15 protein-coding genes are annotated in these 14,647 nt (G+C 66.7%); 11 read left to right on the top strand and 4 right to left on the bottom strand.

The annotated features are described in order from the left end of the window. Positions 1-254: 254 nt before the first annotated feature. Complete coding sequence (locus ACIPG5_RS22185) at positions 255-602, top strand: HPF/RaiA family ribosome-associated protein (protein WP_176518352.1); 348 nt, start codon at positions 255-257, stop codon at positions 600-602. A 60-nt stretch (positions 603-662) separates the two neighbouring features. On the opposite strand, the gene ACIPG5_RS22190 is transcribed toward ACIPG5_RS22185, so the two are convergent. Together ACIPG5_RS22190 and ACIPG5_RS22195 are read right to left on the bottom strand one after the other, a co-directional pair. Further along, on the bottom strand, positions 663-1,073 hold the full coding sequence (locus ACIPG5_RS22190; RefSeq protein ID WP_236193928.1) for a response regulator: 411 nt from the start codon (positions 1,071-1,073) through the stop codon (positions 663-665). 55 nt (positions 1,074-1,128) lie between these two features. Then, the gene (locus ACIPG5_RS22195) at positions 1,129-1,299 is read right to left on the bottom strand and encodes a Flp family type IVb pilin (RefSeq protein ID WP_176518351.1); all 171 of its coding nucleotides are present in this window, start codon (positions 1,297-1,299) and stop codon (positions 1,129-1,131) included. Positions 1,300-1,593: 294 nt separating this feature from the next. On the opposite strand from ACIPG5_RS22195, the gene cpaB reads away from it, so the two are divergent. Genes cpaB through ACIPG5_RS22235 form a run of 8 tightly spaced genes read left to right on the top strand, consistent with a single transcriptional unit; the run spans position 1,594 to position 9,014 of the window. After that, a complete protein-coding gene (gene cpaB, locus ACIPG5_RS22200; RefSeq protein WP_401378199.1) occupies positions 1,594-2,538 on the top strand; it encodes a Flp pilus assembly protein CpaB in 945 nt (314 codons plus the stop codon). Between the two features lie 17 nt (positions 2,539-2,555). Further along, the gene (locus tag ACIPG5_RS22205; RefSeq protein WP_401378201.1) at positions 2,556-3,815 is read left to right on the top strand and encodes a type II and III secretion system protein family protein; all 1,260 of its coding nucleotides are present in this window, start codon (positions 2,556-2,558) and stop codon (positions 3,813-3,815) included. Then, positions 3,812-5,002: a pilus assembly protein gene (locus tag ACIPG5_RS22210; RefSeq protein ID WP_401378203.1), complete on the top strand. Its 1,191-nt coding sequence runs from the start codon at positions 3,812-3,814 to the stop codon at positions 5,000-5,002. Before ACIPG5_RS22205 ends, ACIPG5_RS22210 begins: the two co-directional genes overlap by 4 nt. Then, positions 4,999-6,255 (top strand): CpaF family protein, encoded by a 1,257-nt coding sequence (locus ACIPG5_RS22215; protein ID WP_176510901.1) that lies wholly within the window; start codon positions 4,999-5,001, stop codon positions 6,253-6,255. Before ACIPG5_RS22210 ends, ACIPG5_RS22215 begins: the two co-directional genes overlap by 4 nt. Continuing rightward, positions 6,252-7,133: a type II secretion system F family protein gene (locus ACIPG5_RS22220; RefSeq protein WP_401378206.1), complete on the top strand. Its 882-nt coding sequence runs from the start codon at positions 6,252-6,254 to the stop codon at positions 7,131-7,133. Before ACIPG5_RS22215 ends, ACIPG5_RS22220 begins: the two co-directional genes overlap by 4 nt. 2 nt (positions 7,134-7,135) lie before the next feature. Then, positions 7,136-8,023: a type II secretion system F family protein gene (locus ACIPG5_RS22225; RefSeq protein ID WP_176510899.1), complete on the top strand. Its 888-nt coding sequence runs from the start codon at positions 7,136-7,138 to the stop codon at positions 8,021-8,023. A 9-nt stretch (positions 8,024-8,032) separates the two neighbouring features. Beyond that, the gene (locus tag ACIPG5_RS22230) at positions 8,033-8,734 is read left to right on the top strand and encodes a tetratricopeptide repeat protein (RefSeq protein ID WP_176510898.1); all 702 of its coding nucleotides are present in this window, start codon (positions 8,033-8,035) and stop codon (positions 8,732-8,734) included. 16 nt (positions 8,735-8,750) lie between these two features. After that, entirely contained in the window at positions 8,751-9,014 is a 264-nt protein-coding gene (locus ACIPG5_RS22235; protein WP_236235299.1) for a DUF3613 domain-containing protein, read from the top strand. A 10-nt stretch (positions 9,015-9,024) separates the two neighbouring features. On the opposite strand, the gene ACIPG5_RS22240 is transcribed toward ACIPG5_RS22235, so the two are convergent. After that, positions 9,025-9,459 (bottom strand): prepilin peptidase, encoded by a 435-nt coding sequence (locus ACIPG5_RS22240; protein WP_236235360.1) that lies wholly within the window; start codon positions 9,457-9,459, stop codon positions 9,025-9,027. A 75-nt stretch (positions 9,460-9,534) separates the two neighbouring features. Here ACIPG5_RS22240 and ACIPG5_RS22245 point away from each other — a divergent pair, with 75 nt between their 5' ends. Then, complete coding sequence (locus tag ACIPG5_RS22245; protein ID WP_176510896.1) at positions 9,535-9,978, top strand: TadE/TadG family type IV pilus assembly protein; 444 nt, start codon at positions 9,535-9,537, stop codon at positions 9,976-9,978. Further along, positions 9,975-12,620 (top strand): ATP-binding protein, encoded by a 2,646-nt coding sequence (locus tag ACIPG5_RS22250; RefSeq protein WP_401378210.1) that lies wholly within the window; start codon positions 9,975-9,977, stop codon positions 12,618-12,620. Before ACIPG5_RS22245 ends, ACIPG5_RS22250 begins: the two co-directional genes overlap by 4 nt. Here ACIPG5_RS22250 and ACIPG5_RS22255 read toward each other — a convergent pair. Continuing rightward, positions 12,605-14,560 carry a pilus assembly protein TadG-related protein gene (locus tag ACIPG5_RS22255; RefSeq protein ID WP_401378213.1) on the bottom strand — a complete coding sequence of 652 codons (1,956 nt, stop codon included), beginning with the start codon at positions 14,558-14,560 and terminating at the stop codon, positions 12,605-12,607. The genes ACIPG5_RS22250 and ACIPG5_RS22255 overlap by 16 nt on opposite strands. Positions 14,561-14,647 lie beyond the last annotated feature (87 nt).

Consider the following 14,647-nt stretch of genomic DNA (forward strand, 5'->3'; position numbering starts at 1 on the left):
AAGGCGGACAACCATGGCCTGACAGACCGTGGCACGTTGCAACAAATGTAGGAGCGGATTTATCCGCGATGCGCCGCGCGGGCGGCGCGCGATCTAAACCTCACCACTCACCTCACGCCTTACGATTTTTTTTCAAAAAGGACTTGAATTCATCGCACCGTTGCCTGACCTTAGAGTCAAGAGGCGAAGAAATTCCAGGGGCCTCAAGGGCCTAGGCACGCCTCCATGCGAGCAAGCTGAATAAGGATTGAATCATGCAAATCCAGGTCAACAGCAGCAACCATATCGAAGGCAACATCCGTCTCAACGAGTGGGTCCGCAGTACGCTGGAAGCCACGCTCGAACGTTACGAGGAGGACCTCACCCGCATCGAGGTGCACCTGCGCGACGACAACGGTGCCAAACCCGGTCCGCATGACAAACGTTGCCAGATGGAGGCTCGCCCCAAAGGCCACCAACCGATTTCCGTGACCCACACCGCCACCTCGCTGGACCAGGCGGTCGACGGTGCCGCCAGCAAGCTGAACAATGCGCTGGAGCACTTCTACGGCAAGCTGCGCAGCAAGCGCGGCGTCCTGGAGCTGAACGACCCCGACGCCTGATTGCAACAGCAAAAAAACGCCCGGCCAATGCCGGGCGTTTTTCGTTTCTGGGCAATCAGCTCAGTACTTGACCACCTGCAACAGCGGCTGCGGGAACAGGTTGTCCAGCGTCTGCAGCAGGCGTGCGTAATAGATGGGCTTGCGAAAGAAATCCAGCACCTGCAGGCGCAGCAGGTCACTCACATCATCGGCGCCGGCATGGCCTGACATGACGATCACCGGCAGATGCTGGCGGGCGACGTGATCGCGCATGCGCTTGATCAGGCCGATGCCGCTTTCTTCCGGCATGCGCAGGTCGGTGATCACCAAGGCAACGTCGGGGTGCAGGGTGAGCAGCTGCAGCGCCGCTTTCACCGAGCCTGCGGCCAGGCACGAATACCCTTCGTTCTCCAGCAGTTCAGCCAGCTCCAGCAGGTGCTCTTCCTCATCATCCACCAATAGAATTTGCTGAAGCGAGGAAGAGTTCTGCATGTTCGGCTCCTGTTCATCCACACAGATGATGGCGACACCGGCAACGGCGCGCCGGTTACAGAATTCCCTGGATGGTGGTGAACATCGTCTTGATCTTGTCCGAGATCGGCGTGACGAAGCCCGCCAGCACCACCGCCACCATCGCCGCGATGACCGCATACTCGATACCCGACGCACCGTCTTTACGGCGCAGGAATTGTTTGCAGTGACGGACGAACTGTTTCATGACCAGCTCCTTGCGGCGTCATCGCCGGCGACAATGGCGTCAAAGTGACACCCTTTTGCCATCAAAGAATCGCCAAGCTGGAGGCAACCGCAAATATAAAAAAGCATTAGTCATTTAGTGATAATCCCTAGGGATTAATGCGACGTCTTCACTTAACCAACTGTTTTGATTGGGTTTAGCCAAAAACGCTAAAAAAACCCGCGAGCCTCATGGCGAAAGGCGATGGTTGCACTAACGTGCAATAGCGAAATAGTAACTTTTTGCCAGCATTCGTTCACAGCAGGGAGGCCAGAGATGAGCAGTCGCATGACCATGATTCTGGCTGCGCTCTTCCTGTTTGGCGCACTGCTGGCCGGCTACTGGGGCTTCGTGCTGAGCCGCCCCGCAGAACAACCCGTGCCTGCCGCCACCCCGGCTGAACAACCCATCGCCACGGCGCCAGCCCCTCCCCCGCAACCGCCTGAACCGCTGCGTTCACCCATCGTGGTACTGCGCAAGGCACTCCCGGCCAATACCCCGGTCAGCGCAGACGACGTGCTGCTCGAACGCCTGCAGGTGGTACCCGATGGCGCGTTCCAGGCCATCGACCAGGTCATCGGCCGCACCAGCGCAAGGCCCCTGGCAGCCGGCAGCTGGCTGGACGAATCCAGCTTCGAAAACGGCGGGCCGCTGGCGCGGATGATCCGCAGCCACGAGCGCGCCGTTGCCATTGGCGTGGACGAAGTCATCGGTGCTGCTGGGCAGATGGCGCCCGGCGACTATGTGGATGTGCTGCTGTACCTGCGCGAAGACACCAGCAACCCGCAGTCCTCGGCCCAGGTCGTATTGCCCGCCCTGCGTGTGCTGAGCATCGGCGAGCAGATGGGCGTGGCCAACGACGGGCACCCGGCGCAGAGCGCCGAAGCGCTCAAGGCGCGCCGCGAACAGGGCAACCCGGTGATGGCCTCCGGCACCCGCACCGTGGTGCTGGCGGTGCCCGAAGCCTTCGCCAGCCGCCTGATGCTGGCGGCCCAGGTCGGCACCCTGCGCCTGGCCGTGCGCAGCGCCGACGAACAGCGCCTGGCCAGCTACTGGGCCGAGCACGATAACCAACCCCAGGTTGAAACCCTCAACCGTGAACTCTACCGCTTCAGCCAACTGTCCCAGGCGCCCCTGAGCAAACCCGCCGCCGTCACCGCGGTGGCGGGCATGCAGGTGATCCGGGGCGCACAGGCCGCTGGCGAGAAAAACACCCCCTGACACGGCAAGGATGCAGTATGCGCAGTTCCGAGCGTTGCAGTTCAACACGAGTCTTCTACCGTGCGTGCCTCGCGCTGCTGCTGACCGGCGTGCTGGCCCAGGCCAATGCCGCTGGCAAGGGGTGCGAGGCCTACGCCCAGTTACCCTCGGTGATCGAAATGGACGAAGGCCTGCAGCAAGAGCTGCGCCTGCCGCTGGCGATCAGCCGGGTGGCCGTCGGCGAGCCGAAGGTGGCCGATGTGCAGGCCAGTGGCGAGCGCGCCGTGCTGGTGACCGCCGTGGGCCCGGGCAACACCACGCTGATGCTGTGGACCGCCTGCGCCCCCACGCCGCACCGGGCCATGCTGTTCGTCAAGGGCCGGGCCAGCGTCGACATGGCCGAGGGTGGCCTGCCGCCCTCGCTGGATGCGCAGTTGCCAAGCCAGGTCCAGGCCGACATCCGCTTCGTCGAAGTGCGCCGCAGCAAGTACAAGGAGGCCGGCGCCCGCCTGTTCTTCAGCGGCTCGAACAACAGCTTGATCGGCTCGCCCGGCACGGTACCGGGCACCTCGGTGACACCCGGCGCGGTGCCGATCACGCGCCCGGCCATCCCGCTCGACGACGGTGTGTTCAATATCGTCTGGGGCGGCGGCAGCAGCCGATTCCTGGCGGCCATCAACGCCCTGGAGAACAGCGGCTTCGCCTACACCCTGGCGCGCCCCAGCCTGACCGTGCTCAGCGGCCTGACGGCAAGTTTTCTGGCCGGCGGCGAGATTCCGATCCCGGTGCCCAGCGCCGGCAGCGACAACGTCTCGATCGAGTACAAGGAATTCGGCGTGCGCCTGGCGCTGACGCCAACGGTGGTCAGCCGCGACCGCATCACCCTGAAGATCGCCCCTGAAGTCAGCGAACTGGACTACAACAACGCGGTAAACATCGCCGGCACGCTGGTGCCGGGGCTGAGTGTGCGGCGTACCGACACCAGCATCTCGCTGGCCGATGGCGAGAGCTTCATCATCAGCGGCCTGGTCAGCAACGACACCCGCTCCTCGGTAGACAAGCTCCCAGGGCTGGGCAACCTGCCGATCCTGGGCGCGTTCTTCCGTCAGTCGTCGCTGGTGCGCCAGGAAACCGAGCTGCTGATGATCGTCACCCCGCACCTGGTCCAGCCCCTGGCCGCCAATGCCCGGCTGCCGCAGCTGCCCGGCGAAGGCCTGCGCACCTACGACCCCAGCTGGGGCCGGCTGTTCTTCATGGAAAACGGCAATTTCGATGGCGGCAGCGGGTTATCACAATGAACGAGAGCCTCAACCAGACCTTCCTCGGCATCACCCGCAACGAAGAGGACCTGCAATGGCTACAGGCCGCGCTGGCCCCGCTGGGCCAGGTGATAGGCGCCAACGCCGGCAACCTCGACGAGCTGCTGGCGCTGGTCAACGCGACCTTCAGCAACCTGGTGTTCATCGGCCTTGACCGTGAACAGCTGGTTCACCAGTGCGCCTTGATCGAAGGCGTGCTGGAAGCCAAGCCGATGCTGGCCATCGTCGCCCTGGGCGATGGCATGGACAACCAGTTGGTGCTGCACGCCATGCGCGCCGGCGCCCGCGATTTCGTCGCCTATGGCTCACGCGCCAGCGAGGTGGCCGGGCTGGTGCGGCGCCTGGGCAAGCGCATGCCCACCGTCACCAGCAACCCCACCCTGGGCGGGCTGACCGTGTTGTACGGTGCGCAGACCGGCGCCGACGGCGCGCTGCTGACCACCCACCTGGCGCGGGTGGTGCAGGAAAGCGGGCAACAGACGCTGCTGCTCGACCTGGGCATGCCACGCGGCGACAGCCTGGCCCTGCTTGGGCTGGAGGCATCGTTCTACTTCGGCGATGCCCTGCGCCACCTGCGCCGGCTGGATACCACGCTGATCGACAGCGCCTTCACCCGCGACAAGAAAGGCCTGCGCCTGCTCACCTACGCCGAAAACGACGAGCCGCTGCGCCAGACCAGCGCCGCCGAGCTGTACATGCTGCTCAGCGCCCTGCGCCAGCACTTTCAGCACATCGTCGTGAACCTGACCGGCCACGCCGACAGCGAAGCGCTGCGCACCCTGGTCAGCCACTGCGACAAGCTGATCGTCTACACCGACCAGAACATCCTCGACTGCCGGCGCAACCTGGAAGTGCTCGAGCTGTGGCGTGACCATGGCATCAAGCTGGAGCACGCCAGCCTGCTGGTCGACCGCCACCTGAACAACGTCGCCCCCGACCCCGAAAGCCTGGCCAAGCGCTACGCCCTGCCGCTGCTCAAGGTCATGCCCGACAGCGCCGAGCTTCGCCTGAACGCCAAGAACCAAGGGCTGAGCCTGTTCGAACTGGCCCCGCGGGAAAACCTCACGCAAGCCTTGCGCAGCCTGGGTGAACGGCTGGCACAGCGCTCGGAAAACCTTTCGCCACCGGCCTTCACCTGGCTGCGTCGGCTGTGGGGCAGCAGATGAACGGTGACCAGCCCTTTGGCGGCCAGCAGCATGCTTCGGGCGACCCTTACGCGCTCAAGCGCGCCCTGCACCGCTTTGCCATCGACGCCATCGAAGACAGCGGGCGCAACCTGCTCGAAGGCGCGCGCCCGGCGCTGACCCAGTTCGTTCTGGAGCAGGTGGGCGATTACGTGGCGCGGCTGCGCCTGGCGTTGTCACGCTACGAAATGGAGCGCCTGGCCGAAGAGCTGGTCGACGAGCTGACCGGCTTCGGCCCCCTGGAGGTGCTGCTGCGCGACAGCAGCGTCACCGAAATCCTGGTCAACGGCCCGCACCGGGTGTTCGTCGAACGGGCCGGCCAGTTGCAGCAGACCGACCTGCGCTTCATCGACGCCCACCACGTCGAGCGCGTGATGCAGCGCATCCTCGCCCCGCTCGGGCGGCGCCTGGACGAGTCTTCGCCGATGGTCGATGCGCGCATGCCCGACGGCAGCCGGGTCAATGCGATCATCCCGCCGGTGGCGCTGGATGGCCCGTGCCTGTCGATCCGCAAGTTCCGCCAGGACATGCTCAAGAGCGCCGACCTGCTCGCCACCCGGGCCATCGACCAGCACATCTTCGACTTCCTCGAACGCGCCGTCGGCCGGCGCTGCAACATCCTGGTCAGCGGCGGCACCGGCACCGGCAAGACCACCCTGCTCAACATCCTCAGCCAGATGATCGCCCCGCGCGAGCGCCTGGTCACCATCGAGGACGTGGCCGAACTGCAGCTGCACCACCCCCACGTGGTGCGCCTGGAAACCCGCCCACCCAATGCAGAGGGGCACGGCGAGATCAAGGCCAGCGAACTGATCCGCAACGCCCTGCGGATGCGCCCGGACCGCATCATCCTCGGCGAAATCCGCGGCACCGAAGTGCTCGATGTGCTCACCGCGATGAACACCGGGCACGACGGCTCGATGAGCACCGTGCACGCCAACACCGCCCAGGATGCCCTGCTGCGCCTGGAAACCCTGGTTGGCCTGAGTGGCCGGCAGATCGCCGAAAAGACCTTGCGCCAGATGATCTGCGCTGCGCTGGATGTGGTGATCCAGCTGACCCGCCTGCCCGATGGCCGGCGCTGCGTCAGCGAGGTGCTGGAAGTGGTGGGCGTGCGCGACGACGTGTACGTCACCAATACCCTGTTCCGCCTCGACCGCCGCGGCGGCGACGTCTTTTTGCGCGAAGCGCCCAACCCTGCCGGCAGCAAGCTGCGCACCGAAGGTGTGCCGTGATCGGCCCCCTGCTGCTGGCGCTGGCGCCCCTGCTGCTGGGCGTGTCGCTGCTGCTGTTTCGCAAGGGCCTGTACAAGCGCAGCGAACAGCGCATTCTGCAGCGCCTGGGCCAGGCCTTGCAGGTGGTGCGCAGCGGTAATGCGCGGCGCGACTGGCTCGAGCCAATGTTGCAGCGTGCAGGGCTTGGCGCCAGCGACTGGCAACCGCAGCGCTGGCTGTTCGCCTGGCTGGGCCTGGTGCTGCTGGCGCTGCTGGCCGGCGGCTGGATCGCCGCCCTGATGGTGCTGGTGAGCATGCCGCTGCTGGGCTACTTCACCCTCAGCGCCTTGTACCGCCGGCGTGTGCGCCAGCTGGTCGAGCAGCTGCCGGCGCTGCTGGACTACAGCGTGCGCAGCCTCAAGGCCGGGCGCACGCTCAACGACGCGGTGCTCGGTGGCATCGATGGCACCCGCGAACCCTTGCGCTCGACCATGACCCGGGTACGGCGCAACGTGCAGCTGGGCGTGCCGCTGGACGATGCGGTCAACGAATTCGCCGAGCTGTACGACCAGGACGAACTGCGCCTGTTCGCCATGGGCTTGCGCATCAACCAGCGCTATGGCGGCAACACCAGCGAGCTGATGGAAAACCTGATCAAGCTGATCCGCGAGCGTGAACAAGGCGCCCGCCAGCTCAAGGCCATGACCGGCGAAACCCGTATCACCGCGATGATTCTCGGCGCCTTGCCGCTGTGCATGGCCGGTTATTTCCTGATGGCCAACCCGCGCTACCTGCTGGCCATGTGGCAAGACAGCGCCGGGCAGCTGATGCTGTTGCTGGCGTTCGCCCTGCAGGTGCTGGGCTGCCTGGTGCTGTGGCGCATGATGAGGAGCCTCTGAGCATGGCCTTGCTGATCTGCGCCCTGTGCCTGTTGCTCGCGGCCTGCCTGCTGGGCCTGCAGGCCGCCCGCCAGTTGCGCGCCCGCTACCTGATCGGCAGGCGCCTGCAAGGGCGCCTGGCCCGCGATGAGCGCCTGGGCGACTGGCTGCACTGGCTGGGCAGCAGCCGGCTTGGCCAGCGCCTGCAGAAGCTCGACGGTGAAAGCCAGGCCCTGCTCGAGCGTGTGGGCTGGCGCCGCAGCCGCCAGCGGGCGCTGTTTGCCGCCGTGCAGCTGGGCCTGCCGCTGCTGACGGTGCTGCTGACCGTGCTGCTGCAGCAAGGGGTCAGCAGCGGTGAAGGCATGCACTGGCTGATCTGGCCGCTGTGCGCGCTGGGCGCCAGCTACCTGCTGCCCAAGCGCCTGCTGGCCAGCGCGGCAAAACGCCGCCAGCAACGCATTGCCCTGGAAGTGAGCCTGATGATCCCGCTGCTGCGCATCCTCTTCGAGACGGGCCTGGCGGTGGAGCAGGCGCTGCGCGTGCTGAGCCTGGAAGGCCGGGCGCTGGTGCCGGAAATCAGCGAAGAGCTGCGCCAGGTGTTGCACCGGGTGGACTCGGGCCTGGCGCTCGGGCCGGAGCTGGAAAAGGCCGCAAGCGTGCTGGCCGTGGACGAATTCACCGACACCTGCGTGATCCTCCAGCAATTGCTGACCCAGGGCAGTGGCGCGATGAAGTCGCTGCTGGCGCTCAAGGACCTGCTCGACGACCGGCGCCTGACGCGCATGCAGGAGCGGGTCTCGAAGATGTCGGCAAAGATGTCGGCGGTGATGATGGTGTTCCTCTTCCCGGCGTTGCTCATCGTCCTCGCCGGGCCGGGGTTTTCTGCACTGGCGCGGGCCTTGAGCCCCTGAGGAGATTGGATGAAAGCGATCCTGTTGTTCACAAGCCTGCTACTGCTGGCCGGTTGCGCCGGGCAACAACCCGAAGGGCTGCGCCAGCTGTTCGGCAATACCAGCTGCGCCAAGCCCGACGCCGACCAGCAACTGTCGCTGAACCTGGCCGACGAGATGCTCAACGAAGGCCGCCCGCATGCAAGCCTCGCGCACCTGGAGCAGTTGCCGAACAACCTCGACCAGGTGCGCCTGCGCAAAGCCCGGGTTTCCCGCCTGCTCGGGCGCAGCGAGGCCGAGCCGCTGTACCGCAGCCTGCTGGGCGGTTGCCTGGCCGCCGAAGGCGAGCACGGCCTTGGCCAGCTGGCCTCGGCCCGCGGCGACGACGTGCAGGCCCTGCAGAACCTGCAGCGGGCGGCGCGCCTTGCGCCGACCGACGAGCGCGTGCGCAACGACCTGGGCGTCGTATTGATGAACCTGGGGCGCTATGAACAGGCGCGCTTCGAATTCCTCACGGCGGTCGAGCTCAAGGACGACAACCCGCTGCCGGCGGTCAACCTGGTAACGCTGTCGCTGCTGCAGGACAACTGGCAGCAAGCCACCGACCTGGTCGGGCGGCTGCGGCTCAAGCCCGACCAGTTCGCCCAGGCCCAGGACCGCGCCAGCCAGATCAAGGCCAATGGGCGCGGGCCGCTGGCCTCGGCCACTCGCGCCACCGAAATGGTCAACTGAGGGAACGGCGATGCTGATGATCCGCTCTGCGATGCTACTGGCCTGCTGCGCCAGCGTCTCTCTGGCCTGGGCCGACGACACCCCGCGCCAGCGCCCGTCTACGCTGACGGCGACCGAAACCTTGCTGCAGGTGCAGTCCAGTGGCGAGCAGGCATCGACCAAGTTGCAGGTGCAGACGGCACGCGAGCGCGACCTGTCGAAGCAGCGCTGGCTGGACACCTACAAATACGTCATCCCGGACTTCTATCGCTGGGAGCGGGTGAAGTCGAGCAACAACTGAAGCGCGCCTGTCACGCCAGGCACGCACTGGCCAGCACGAACCCCACCAGCACACAGGGCGCGAACGGCTGCTTGTCGCCCGCCTGCCCTGCCCCGCGCCGCCACAGCCGCCGGGCGAGCGCCCATGCCAGCAAGGCCACGCCGGCGCCGATGAAGGTGCCCAGCACGTGCGCCTGGCTGGTGGCCAAGGCCAGCGCGCCAAGCAACTTGACGTCACCGGCGCCAAAGCGCCCGAGCATGTACCCCGGCAGCGTCAGCAGCAGCACGATGGCCAGCGCCCAGCCGGCATCACTGGCCTGGGCGCCGACCCAGCTGCGCCCGGTCACCAACAGCCAGGCCAGCGCGCACGCGGCGATGCCCAGTGTGAGCAGGTTGGAAATCTGCCGCTCCCGCAGGTCTTGCCCGGCACACAGGGCAAGCCACGCCAGCAGGGCAACGCTAGATATTGGCAATTGGCCATCCCTGTTCGTCGAACGGTTCTATGCTGTTACTCAGGACTCATGGTCAGGGTAGACGCAAGCATGCAAGCAGGCCCGGCAACTCGGCAAAAAGGCGCGGCAGCCCTGGAGTTCGTCGCTGTCTTCATGATCTTTTTCTCGGTGTTCTACGGGCTGGTCAGCTACACCCTGCCGATGCTGATGCTGCAATCGTTCAACCAGGCCAGCAGCGAGGCGGTGCGCCGCTGCGTTGCCCTGGACCCGACCAGCGCCACCTACGCCAACGACGTGCAGGTACTTGGCCGCCAGGTGATCCGTGACCAACTGGCCTGGATGCCCGCTGCGCTGGACTTCCAGCCTGCCAGCGACGCGCAGGTGCAGCTGGATGCGAGCAAGCTGCTGAAAGTGACCATCAACTACCCCAAGGCCAAGCTGACCAACGTCCTGCCGCAGCTGGTCATACCGTTGATTGGCGAAGTGCCGAGGTTGCCGGCAACCCTCAAGGCCGAAGCGAGCCTGCAGCTGTGAGCGGCCTGTTCAACCGCTGGCTGAGCAGCCACGCCGCCGAGCCGGCCGCCGAAATGCCCGCGGCCGTCGGCCTGCAGGTATGGCTTGACGCGCACGGCCAGGTGTTGCGCCTGTCCGGCCCCTTGCGCTGTGTGCTGGCGGTGCCCGAACAGGCCCCCACGCGCCTGCACAGCTACCTGTGCCAGCACAGCTGGCTGGTGCTCGAAGGTGAGCCCGTCGACTGGCAAGGCCAGGCGCTGGACCTGGATTTTCACACCGTGCACGGCCACACCTTGCATACCCGAGGCTCGCTGCAGCGCAACGCAGCCGGCTGGATGCTGCAGCTGTTCGATACCGGCGACCTGCTGCGCCAGGGCAACCAGCAGGACCAGTGGCTGAACCGGCGCCAGCTGGCCGCCGACATCAGCCAGGCGGTGCGCGACTGCAGCGAACCCTGGCTGGCACAGACCAGCGCCGAGCAACTGCAGCACCTGGCCATGCACTGGCAGGCCGGCGCGCTGCGGCTGCTGCTGGCGGACGACGCCGGCTGGCGCACCTATGCCAGCAGCGAAGGCGACTGGCCGTGGCCCGATGACGAACGCCTGCACCCCTGGCTGCAGGCGCTGCCTGCGCGCTTTCAGCACGTGGCACCCGACTCGCCCCAGTGGCAGGCATTGTGCGCAGGGGCGCCGCTGGTTCTGTTGCCGTACAGCCACGGCCACCACGTCCAGGCCTGGCTGCTGTGCGCCGGGGCGCCTGCGGTGCCTGCGCCGGAGGCCGCCACGCTGTTGCTGCAGGCGCTGGTCGAGCCCTTGCTGGCGCGCCTGCGCCAGGTGCAGTTGCAGCAGCGCTCGCACCACCTCGATGAGCTGCAACGGCAACTGGGCGCCGGCTGGTGGGAATGGCCGCTGCAGGGGCCGTTGCGCCTGGACCCGGCCTTGGCCGCCAGCCTCGGCCTGCCCTGCGAGGTGAGCCTCGAGCGCTGGCTGCTGCACCTGCACCCGGCCGACCGCGAGGCCGCGCACATGGCCCTGGAGCAAGCCCGCGACGGCGTCGCCTTGAGCCTCAACCTGCGCCTGCCGGAGGCCGACAGCGCGGCCAGCCCACGCTGGCTGCACTGGGTGGGGCAACTGCAGGGCCGCCAGGTCCAGGGCTTTGTGCTGGACATCAGCGCACTCAAGGCCCAGGAGCTTCAGGCCAATGCCGCCCGCGCCCGGCTGGAAAACCTCATCGCCAGTTCGCCCGCGGTGATCTACATCCAGCGTTACGCCGCCGGCGCCCTGCACAGCGAGTTCTTCAGCGACAGCCTGATGCCCTTGCTCGGCTGGGCCAAGGACAGCGAACTGGCGCGCCAACCCGGCCAGGCGGTGCACCCCGACGACCGCCCGCTGTGGCTGGAGCGCACCCGTGGGTTGCTGCGCGATGGCCAGGTGCGCAGCCGCTACCGCCTGCGCGATCACCTGGGCGGTTACCACTGGGTGCTGGACGAAGCGCGCCTGCTGCGCGACGACCTGGGCCAGCCGGTCGAGGTGGTCGGCCTGTGGCTGGATGTCAGCGAAGCCACCGAGGCTGCCGAACGTGTGCGCCAGAGCGAAGAACGCTACCGGGTGCTGGTGGAAGACTCGCCGGCCATGATCTGCCGCTACCGCCCTGACCTGCAGTTGCTGTTCGGCAACCGGCCGCTGGCCGAGCAACTGGAGTGCACGCCCGAGCAATTAGGCGAGATGAACCTGGGGCAATGGATGTCCGACAGCCAGCGCCAGGCATTCGTGCAGCGCCTGGCAACGCTGACCCCGGCGCAGCCATTGAGCAGCGCAGAGGTGTGCCTGCAACTGCCGGGGCACAGGCACGCCTGGTGGGTGTGGGCCGAGCGCGGGCTGTTCGATGAACAGGGCCAGCTGCTGGAAGTGCAAGCGGTGGGGCGCGACAACACGCAGGTGCGCCAGAGCCAGCAGCAACTGCTGCAAGGCGCCAAGATGGCGACCCTCGGCGAGCTGGCCACCGGGCTGGTGCACGAGATCAACCAGCCGCTGAACGTGATGCGCCTGGCCGTGGCCAACACCCTCAAGCGCCTGGAAAGCGGCGCAGTGGATGTCGACTACCTCAACGGCAAGCTGCAGCGCATCGACGCCCAGGTCGAGCGCGCGGCACGCCTGGTCGAACACCTGCGCACCTACGGCCGGCGGTCCGAGGTCGAAACCCAGGCATTTGCCGCCTGGGCCGCAGTAGACGGTGCCGTGGCGCTGCTGGCGGAGGGCCTGCGCGGCAAGGGCGTGGCCTTGCAGCTCGAACAGCCGCAGCTGTGCCCGCAGGTGCTCGGCCACCAGGACCAGCTTGAACAGGTGCTGATAAACCTGATGGTCAACGCCCGTGATGCCCTGCTGGAACGGCAGGCAGCCTCACCCAGAATCAGCGTGAGCCAGCACATCGAGGGGCAGCACCTGTGCCTGCACGTGCAGGACAACGCCGGCGGCATCGACCCGCGCCTGCTCGAGCGCATCTTCGAGCCGTTCTTCACCACCAAGCCGGCGGGGGCCGGCACGGGGCTGGGGCTGTCGGTGAGCCACGGCATCGTCGAGGCCATGGGCGGCCGGCTGGAGGTGTTCAATACCGGCGAAGGCGCCTGTTTCCGCGTGCTGTTGCCGGCCTACAAGACCAGCTGAGCACGGCCGCTGGAGCAACTGAGGTTGGCGCCGACTTCGGCGTTGACCAGGTCGATGCCCAGCACCTTCAGGAGCACGTTGAGCAAGGGGTCGATCAGCGGGCTGAGCAGGTTCTTGATCAGCGGTTCGAGAATGCCTTTGACCGTGGAGAGCACGTTGCCAACGATCACCAACACCTCCCCCAGGCCGCTGTTGACCGTGGGTTTGAACGCCTGTATCTGCACCCCGAGCAAGGTGTCGCTGAGGCTGCCGACCACGTTGTCGTTGATCGTGCGCATGTTCAGGTAGGCCGGAGGCTGGCCGATGTTGGGCGGCTCGCTGCCCGGTGCCTGGAACACCAGCGGGCGCTCGAGCGGGCCGCTGCCCAGCAGCTTGCTGTCGACACGCAGGCCAAGGCCGCCACCGGCGAACGGCACGCGCGGCTCGCAAGTGCCGAGGATCAGCAGCTTGGTACAGCGTTTGGTGCCGATGTCGATCAACGGCAGGGCCTTGATCGCCGTGGTGCCGGTGGTGAAGAACGCCGTGGGGGAATCGAAGCGCCCCACCGCGATCTTCGCCGCCGCGCTCTGTGCCTGGGTGGTGAGCCGCTTTGGCGAGCAGCTGAAGGTGTTGGACGCTTTCGGGTCGAGGCGTGTGGTGGCTTCGGCGACCTCCAGGCCGATGTCCACCTGCAGCTTGTCGGGCACCAGGACGATGTCGGTGACCGTGCACGGCACGCCCAGCAGGCAGAACACCGAATCCAGTGTCGCGGCCAGGTTCAGGCTGAGCAGGTTGCCGAGCACGTTGGTCAGTGGCGCGGCCAGGTCGAGCACCGCGTTGACCAGGCCCAGCACGGAGTTGAGCAGTGGCAGGTCGAGCGAAATCATCGCCCGCACCTGGGCGGTATGCACCCTCAGCTCATCCTTGCGCGGGTCGCCGACGGCCGAGATCTGCTGTGGCTCGATCACTTTCAGCCGCACCCGGCCATTGACCAGGCCGAGCACGTTGAGCGGCAGGTCGACGTTGGCGGCGCTCTCGCTCGCCGCCAGCTGGATCACCCCCTGCACCAGCTGCAGCAACTGGATGCTGGCATCCAGGCCCGCCTGCGCCGTGCCGTTCTGGATATCGAGGATATCGCCCAGCTGCAGCAAGGTGCTGTTGCCCGCCCCCAGCGCCAGCTTGCCCAGGTTGGTCACCACATCGACCGCAGCGCCGCTTTGCTGCAGCACCTTCACCGCCGCTTGCAGCAGCTGCGTGGCGGTGGCGTTGGCATTGAGCAGTTGCTGGTAGTCACCCACCTTGAGGTTGAGGTCGATGGCCAGTTGGTCGAGGTACTTGAGCAGGTTCAGGTCGGTGGCGGCGATGCCTTTCCAGCCGGCCAGGTCCAGCTGCACGCTGCCGCCCAGGGCGCCGAGCAGGGCATTGAGCAGCACCGACTGGCGTGAATCCACCGTGGCCAGGGTGGTGCGGATGCTCAGCATGGCCTGCGGCGGCAACGGCATGGAGGCCACGGCATGGGCGTGCAAGGTGGTGGTCAGCGGCACCCCGGCGCCTTGCATCAAGGTGTAGATACCACCGGCGACGCTGGTGGTGACGGTGTTGCTGACATCCACCCGGATCGCTTCGTTGCGGGTGTTGTCGCTGGTGAAGGTACGCAGGCTGTTGGCGCCGGTCTGCAAGTAGCCGCAGCTGGCCACCAGCGGGTTGCCGGCGGCATGGCCATTGCGCGTGGCTGCGGTGCGGGCGATGGCCGTGGCCTGCGGGCCGCTGCCGGTGCACACGGCGTACTGGCCGGCCGCCTCCAGCGCCGCCATGTCGGCGATGCGTTGCAGTTTGCGCTGTTCGAGGTAGAGGCGGCCGCTGTCGAGCACCACCAGCAGAAACAGCAAGGCCATGGCCAGGGTGGTCACGGCCATCAGGCCAATCGCGCCGCGTTGACGAGCAGCGGAACAGGGAACCACGGGGCACTCCTTTGCAGGCCTGGGGCCAGCCTTTGCAGCATCGGTCAAGGGAGTGTAGCCCCGGTGATGGCGTATTGCCTTACCCCT

It is taken from the genome of Pseudomonas sp. NPDC087029, assembly GCF_044745345.1.
GTDB classification, from domain to species: Bacteria; Pseudomonadota; Gammaproteobacteria; order Pseudomonadales; family Pseudomonadaceae; genus Aquipseudomonas; species Aquipseudomonas faucium.